We start from the raw sequence: 7,100 nt of genomic DNA on the forward strand, positions 1-7,100 counted from the left end.
GTGCGCTGTGTGCGTCAAATGGGGCTTTGGGTGGATCGGCGTCCGGGGGAGGGCCGCCGCCGGGCCGGTGTCCGTGAGTGCCGTGGCCCTGATCGCGTGCGCGGCACTGGCCGGGTGCGGGGCCAGGACGGCGATCTACGCCGACGTGTCGGTGGCCAGGGAACAGGCCAGGATTCGCGAACTGCTGCGCGACCTGCCCGGGTTGCCCGACGGGTTCTCCGCCCGGCCGAGGGAGGGCTGGAGCCCGCCGTTCCGGCTCGGCGACACCGACTGCAAGACCCTGCTGGACGCCGTCGCCGGACGCCCGCCGTCCGCCGGTGAGCTGCGCACTCACGCCGAGGCCACCTACTACGGCGACCGCGTCGGCGAACTCGCCGGCGCCAGCGTGGCCAGCTACGCCGCGGGCGCGAACGCGAGCTTCGACGCGCTCGGCGACGCCCTGGACGGCTGCGCCCGGATGGTCCGCCGCAACCCCGCAGGCGGTACCACTCTGGCCCTCGCCGACCAGCCCTCCGCCGTCGACGAACTCGAACTCGGCGACGGCACCGCGGGCACCCGCCTGTCCGGCAGGCTGAACGGCTACCCCTATGACATGCACGTCGTCTTCGTCCAGTCCGGCCAGACGCTGATCTCGATCGTGCACGCCGCGATGGGCAGCGCCGACCCCGCCCGCACGGAGGCGCTGGCCCGTGCGGTGACGGCCAGGATGACCGGCGAGGCTGAGTAACCTAGAGCACGTGACTGAGGCGACGCTCGACCCCGAAGACTCCAAGATCATCACGTTGGCCCGTGCCGCCCGCGCGCGCACGGGGGCAGCGCAGGGCGCCGCCGTACGCGACGAGACCGGCCGCACCTACTCCGCCACCAACGTGGCGCTGCCCTCACTGACCCTGTCGGCCCTGCAGGTCGCGGTGGCGATGGCGGTCTCCAGCGGGGCCGCCGCACTGGAGGCCGCCGCCCTGGTGACCGCGGACGGCGGGCCGAGCGAGGCCGACCGCGCCGCGGTCGCCGACCTCGGCGCGGCCACCCTGCTCACCGCCGGCCCGGACGGCACGCTTCGATGAGCGGGGCCGAGCCCGACTTCCGCTCCGGCTTCGCCTGTTTCGCCGGGCGGCCCAACGTCGGAAAGTCCACCCTGATGAACGCCCTGGTGGGCACCAAGGTCGCGATCACCTCGGCCAAGCCGCAGACCACCCGCAGGGCCATCCGCGGCATCGTGCACCGCCCCGCCGCCCAGCTCGTCATCGTCGACACCCCGGGCCTGCACCGGCCCCGCACCCTGCTCGGCGAGCGCCTGGACAGCCTGGTGCTGTCCACGCTCACCGAGGTCGACATGATCGGGTTCTGCATCCCCGCCACCGACCCGGTGGGCAAGGGCGACCGGTTCATCGCCGAGAAGCTGGCCGCCGTCAAGAAGACCCCGGTGGTGGCGGTGGTCACCAAGTGCGACCTCGCCTCGCGGGAGCAGATCGCCAAGCAGTTGCTCGCCGTGTCGGAGCTGGCCGACTTCGCGGAGATCGTCCCGGTGTCGGCGGTGTCGGGGGAACAACTCGACACGCTCACCGACATCCTGGTGGGCCACCTGCCCGAGGGCCCGCCACTGTACGCGGGGGGCGAGCTGACCGACGAGCCGGAGCAGGTCCTGGTCGCGGAGCTGATCCGCGAGGCCGCCCTCGAGGGCGTACGCGACGAGCTCCCGCACTCGATCGCCGTCGTGGTCGAGGAGATGCGCCCCCGCGAGGGCCGCGACGACCTGCTGGACGTCTTCGCCGAGATGTACGTCGAGCGGCCGTCCCAGAAGGCGATCGTGATCGGCCACCGCGGCGAACGCCTCAAGGACGTGGGCACCCGCGCCCGCAAACAGATCGAGGCCCTGCTGGGCACCCGCGTCTACCTCGACCTGCACATCAAGATCGCCAAAGACTGGCAACGCGACCCGAAACAACTCCGCCGCCTCGGCTTCTACGACTGACGCAACCAAAGCCGCCCCCCGCCCGACGCCGGCCGGCGGTGGGCGGCCTTTTACGTACGGGACGGCCCCCGCCGTCTCGGCACCGGCTCATATTTCTCACCTGGTCTGTACGCGGGTGGGGAAAAGGGTGACACTTTCCTCGGGACTGGGCGGCCATCTACTACCCGACCTCCGAGGACGATGACGAGATGGAAAGCCGAAGGCACCAGCAGGCGCTCGCATCGCCGGAGATCGCCCCAGCCGACGGCGGCGCATCATGACCGCCGTCACCCGGGCCGCACCGCTCACCGCCCGAGCGCCCCCCGGCACGGAGCGCGCGCGACGTGGCCGGCCCGCGACCCGTGCCGATGCGCGCCGCACGCGTAATCACGACTCTGCGGATTATCAACACAACTTCATCAATCCTTGCAAATTTCATCAATGTGTCGATAGCGCCCCATTCCACACTGAAGGTTTGATTACTGGACAAGACGCCATCGGGGTGGCCGGGTGTGACTTCGGTATTTCCTGAATCGCGGCCATAAGATGGGGGGCTCCTTGTGAAGTGATCCCCCGGAGCGGCTATAATCGATCTTTGCGCGGTGTCGCACATTATGTCGCAGGTGCCTGCGATATATTGACCATTCCGGCGGGAGAGCGTAATATTCGCTCGTGATTGGGATGTTCGCCGAGCCGGCGAAGGTCCGAAGGCAACCGGTGTGGAATGAGGCTCCTTATGGCAGGAAAATGGGAGGCCGATCCGGCGGTGGGCTTCAAGCGTCGCCTCGGAAAGTCGGCTCACGACCTGGGAACGACCGGGGGCAATGCGAGCTGTCCCGATATCTGGGAGCTGGACAACGGGGATGTCGCAGTGATCGGCACCGAACTTTCCGCCGCATATCGCGACCGGCTCCCCAAGGGCGTTTCCGTGGACCCGGGGGAGAGTCTGGTGGTCATTCCGCGTAGTACGATTATGGCCGCAAAGGCGGACATCCCGGATGCATGATCTGCTGAATGGCGCCACCGGCCGGCGGATGGCGCTCGCGGAGTATTACTCCGACTTCGAGTGCAACTTCGCGACGGCAAGGGAGTTCTGGAAGCTGGAGCGCGGCCAGGCGTTCGCCGAGCCGGGCGACGCCAGTTGGGAGGCGTTCGACCGCGGTGACTGGGCCGAAGCGATACGCCTGCTAGAGGAGCGCCGGGCCGATCTGATCGCCTATCACCGCGAAGTCGCCGCGGCCGGCACGCAAACCTGTCGCATCCGGATCGTCGAGCTGCCGCTCACCCCTTACCTGCAATGGGAGCTCAACCTCCTGAACATCCGCGATGAAACGGGCGGTCCCATTCGCGTGCTCCGGGCGGACGATGTGCGAGACCTCGAAGCCCGGGCCCCGCTCCCGGAGATCTACACCATGGACGAAAAGGTGATGTATCAGGCGGTCTACGATGAACACGGCGTGCTGGAAAGCGCTCGCCGGTTCGACGACGTCGATTTGATCCGCCGTTGCCGGTCCTTCATCGTGGACCTGTACGAGCGTGGCGAGCCGATCGGTGATTTCTTCCGTCGCGAGGTCTCCCACCTCCCGCCCGCTCGCCCGGCTCACCGGTCCATCGCCGATGGTTATCTCCGGATCATGGGCCGACCCGGCCCGATCCGTTCGTGAGGCACGGCAGTGGCGGAAGAACATGAGAACCGGGCCGACCTGAGCGACGTCAGCGGCCCCATTATTCAGGCCCGGAACGTTACCGGCGGAATCCGCATCTACCGGGACGGCTCCGGCGAGCAAGAGAACAACGTGCCCCGGCAGCTTCCCGGCGATGTATCCCATTTCGTCAACCGTGCCGATGAACTGAGCGCACTGACGGCCCTCCTGGACACACAGGACGGCACTGATCAGGGCGCGGCGAAGGTCATCGTGATCTCCGGCTCTCCCGGCGTGGGCAAGACCGCGCTGGCCCTCCGTTTGGCGCACTCGATCCGGGCGCACTTCACAGCGGGCGACCTGTACGTCAACCTGCGCGGCTACGATGACGGGCCGCCGCTTTCCCCCTCTTCGGTATTAGATCGGATGCTCCGCGCACTGGGGGTTCCCGGCGGCGAGATCCCCGCCGACGTCGAGGACCGATCCGCCGCCTTCCGGAGCGTCACGGCGAATCGGAAGATCCTCTTTCTGCTGGACAACGCCGTCTCAAGCACTCAGGTGCGGCCGCTGTTGCCCGGTTCGGCGGGTCCGCTCGTCATCATCACCAGTCGCAGCGCATTGCCCGCATTGGCGGTCAGGGACGGTGCGAAACGCATCCACCTGGACATCTTCCAGGAGGGTGACGCGCTGGCACTCCTCAAGACCATTAGTCATGGCTGGAGAGAGGACGGCGAGGCGGATCTCCTGGAACTGGTGAATCTGTGCGCGCGATTGCCGCTCGCCCTGAGGATCGCCGCGGAGCGGGCCGTGTCCCGGCCGATGATGCTGCTCACCGAGCTCATCGACGATCTCAAGGATGATTCACTTCTGTGGGAGACGCTGAGCCTGAGCGACGACTCGGCGTCCGAGGCCGTCCGCACGGTGTTCGCGTGGTCGTACCGGGCGCTCCCCGAGGACGCCGCCCGGACTTTCCGGCTGCTCGGCGTGAATCCCGGCGCGGACGTCGGCCTCACCGCGGCGGCGGCGCTCGCCGGGGCGCCGGTCCGGGTGACGCGGCACGCCCTCGACCTCCTGGTCGGTGCCTTCATGGTCGAAGTGCCGACGCCTGGCAGGTTCCGGTTGCACGACCTGCTGAAGGCATACGCGGTCGCCGAGGCGCAGGCCACCGATCCGCGACCCACTGCAAGTGCGGCGATTCGCCGGTTGGCGGCGTGGTACGCGTTGACGCTCGAACAGGCCGTGAAGTGGCTGGCGCCGGGGGATGAGATCCGGCTCTCCATCCAGGAGACCGAGGTCCCCGCGCCACTGCAGTTCGCGAACTCCCTGGCGGCCTACGAGTGGTTCGAGGTCGAGCGGGGCAACATCGTCGCGACCGCCAGGGCGGCGCTGGAGCGCGAGGAGTTCGACAGCGCGTGGTGTCTCGCCATGGCGGCGAGCCCGATCCACATGCACTACTTCACCTTCGACGACTGGGCGCTTCTGGGCGAGGTGGCCGTCACGGCCGCGCGCGCCCTCGACGACCCTGCGCGGCACGCGAGCGCGCTGACCAACCGAGGCCGCTACCTGTTCAGGAGGCGATCACTCACCGAGGCGCGCGACGAGTTCCACAACGCCCTTCTGATCAGGGAGGATCTGGGAGATGCCCGCGCGGTCTGCGAATCGCTGAACCTGCTCGGACTGGTCTGCCTGCGCACCAGGGAACTGGATGACGCGGCCTCCTACTTCCAGCGGGCCGCGACGGGCTTTTCGGAGCTGGCGGATCTGCGGTGGGAGTCTCTGGCGCTCTCCAACCTCGCCGAGGCGCACCTGGAGGCCGATGCCGCCGAACGCGCCCTGGCCATCCTCAGTCCCCTTCCCGAGGTCTTCGCCCGGCTCAACGACCCCGCCATGCGGGGGAACTCACTGTGGCTGATCGCCTGGGCGCGGCGGTTGAGCGGCGACCTCGCCGCGGCCGCGAGTGCGATAAACGGTGCTCTCGGGATCGCTGAGGAGGACGGCAACCGCATGCAGGAAGGCTTCTGGCAGATCGAGGCGGCCCGCGTCCACCTGGCCTCCGGGGCGCTGGAGAAGGCGATGGAGTGCTGCGTGGTAGCGGCCTCGTTGCAGCGGCAGATCGGCGACACCAGCCGTGAGGCCATGGCTCTCGACTGCACCGGCGAGGTCCACCAGGCCCTGCGGAACTTCGAGGAGGCCGCGGCCTTCCACCTCCAGGCGCTTCGCATGCACGAGGCGGTGGGCGACAAGTGGCTCGCCGCGCTGGCGTTGCGCAACCTCGTGGACTGCGAGATCGGCCTGGGCCGTCCCGTGGAGGCCCGGTCCCTCGCGGTACGCGGACTTGAACTCCTGGCCGCCTTCACCGACCTCCGTGCGGCGGAGGCGCGAAGGCACTTCGAGTCGCTGGCGGCGACGTGAATTCAGGCGGGCGCGTGATCGCTGATCCAGAGCGGGCCGTCCGCACACTGGACGACAGGTCCACGCCGCTCACTCAGGCTGGTCCTGAGAATCTGGATCCGTCGTCCGTCCAGTTCCACCACCGGACCGGCCGATCCGTGCAGGAAGCGGAAGACGCGGATCTGGTTGTGCGCGTCCCGCCGGCTCTGATCCCAGGAGAGCTGATTCCATTCAGCCGGTGGGAAAGGCGCATGGCTCACCGCCTCTTCCCGTTGCGGGACGCCCTCGTCTCCTTTCAGCACCCGGGAGATCGCGTCACTGAGCAGCGCAGGAAGGCCGGATTCGAGCATGCGCCAGGTATCGGCGTGGGAAACGACCTCCGGAAGGTCGCCCACCGACCCTTGGGTGAGGATCGGCCCTCCGTCCATCGTTTCGGTCATGCGGTGGATCGTCACCCCCAGCTCCTTGTCGCCATTGCGAATCGCCCAGGGAATGGGGGACGGGCCACGATAGCGCGGTAGCAGGGAGGGGTGAATGTTCAGGGTGCCGAATCGTGGTGCGGAGATCACGTCGGCCGGAATGCGCCAGTTGAAGCCGAAGACGACCAGCAGGTCGACGGCGAAGCCGCCCATCATCGGGTGGAGGTCTGCGGGCCCGCTGGGCAGGAGGAGCCCTATTCCGGCAGGTATGGCGGAGATCGTCGCGGTTATTCCGTCGAAGACGTCGGATTCCGGCGGACTGTTCGGCCGCATTGACCGGCTCATGAGGTAGACGGCCGGCTCGTGGCCGAATGCGGCGAGGGTGGTGGAAATCAGGGCGAACTGATTTGGGCCATATGAGGCTATGGCCACGCGCAGTCTCGCACTCATGTCGCGATCCTAGCGCGAGTATGTTGTTTTGCAAGCCTCGCGTATCATCCCAAACAGGTTAGTGGCCTTAGATATACTGCCCTGGGTGTCGCGCTATTAATGAGTGGTCAATATGCACAGAATTCAGGTCTGAGTCGGAAATATCCCGCCGGAACCGGACGCCGGGTGTGGTGGTGGGTTCTGGTGGTGTCGGCGGCTCGGCCGTTTCGCCGTACTGCTCCCCCGGACCGGGCGCCGGGCCGGGGT

The 7,100-nt window shown here is 67.9% G+C and carries 7 protein-coding genes; 6 read left to right on the forward strand and 1 reads right to left on the reverse strand.

The features are described from left to right. From C1I98_RS32615 to C1I98_RS32640, 6 genes are all read left to right on the forward strand, one after another. Positions 1–727: hypothetical protein (locus C1I98_RS32615; protein ID WP_233508385.1), on the forward strand; the 727-nt coding region annotated here is incomplete at its 5' end. Positions 728–737: 10 nt separating this feature from the next. Beyond that, positions 738–1,064 carry a cytidine deaminase-like protein gene (locus C1I98_RS32620; RefSeq protein ID WP_111171198.1) on the forward strand — a complete coding sequence of 109 codons (327 nt, stop codon included), beginning with the start codon at positions 738–740 and terminating at the stop codon, positions 1,062–1,064. After that, positions 1,061–1,972, forward strand: a complete 912-nt coding sequence (gene era / locus C1I98_RS32625) for a GTPase Era (RefSeq protein WP_111171199.1) — start codon at positions 1,061–1,063, stop codon at positions 1,970–1,972. Before C1I98_RS32620 ends, era begins: the two co-directional genes overlap by 4 nt. Positions 1,973–2,687: 715 nt before the next feature. Then, positions 2,688–2,957 carry a hypothetical protein gene (locus C1I98_RS32630; protein ID WP_111171202.1) on the forward strand — a complete coding sequence of 90 codons (270 nt, stop codon included), beginning with the start codon at positions 2,688–2,690 and terminating at the stop codon, positions 2,955–2,957. Next, a complete protein-coding gene (locus tag C1I98_RS32635) occupies positions 2,950–3,615 on the forward strand; it encodes a DUF6879 family protein (protein ID WP_199537377.1) in 666 nt (221 codons plus the stop codon). Before C1I98_RS32630 ends, C1I98_RS32635 begins: the two co-directional genes overlap by 8 nt. 9 nt (positions 3,616–3,624) lie before the next feature. Continuing rightward, positions 3,625–6,006, forward strand: a complete 2,382-nt coding sequence (locus C1I98_RS32640) for a tetratricopeptide repeat protein (protein ID WP_111171200.1) — start codon at positions 3,625–3,627, stop codon at positions 6,004–6,006. 2 nt (positions 6,007–6,008) lie between these two features. Here the strand turns inward: C1I98_RS32640 and C1I98_RS32645 are convergent, their stop codons facing one another. Beyond that, positions 6,009–6,854: a methionyl-tRNA formyltransferase gene (locus tag C1I98_RS32645; RefSeq protein ID WP_111171201.1), complete on the reverse strand. Its 846-nt coding sequence runs from the start codon at positions 6,852–6,854 to the stop codon at positions 6,009–6,011. Positions 6,855–7,100: the final 246 nt, after the last annotated feature.

The sequence above is a fragment of the Spongiactinospora gelatinilytica genome (assembly GCF_003236385.1).
Taxonomy (GTDB): domain Bacteria; phylum Actinomycetota; class Actinomycetes; order Streptosporangiales; family Streptosporangiaceae; genus Spongiactinospora; species Spongiactinospora gelatinilytica.

What these genes read in the sequence shown, in the direction of transcription:
- era (WP_111171199.1), top strand. Translation starts at nt 1,061, where the DNA reads ATGAGCGGGGCCGAGCCCGACTTCCGCTCCGGCTTCGCCTGTTTCGCC.
- C1I98_RS32630 (WP_111171202.1), top strand. Translation starts at nt 2,688, where the DNA reads ATGGCAGGAAAATGGGAGGCCGATCCGGCGGTGGGCTTCAAGCGTCGC.
- C1I98_RS32635 (WP_199537377.1), top strand. Translation starts at nt 2,950, where the DNA reads ATGCATGATCTGCTGAATGGCGCCACCGGCCGGCGGATGGCGCTCGCG.
- C1I98_RS32645 (WP_111171201.1), bottom strand. Translation starts at nt 6,854, where the DNA reads ATGAGTGCGAGACTGCGCGTGGCCATAGCCTCATATGGCCCAAATCAG.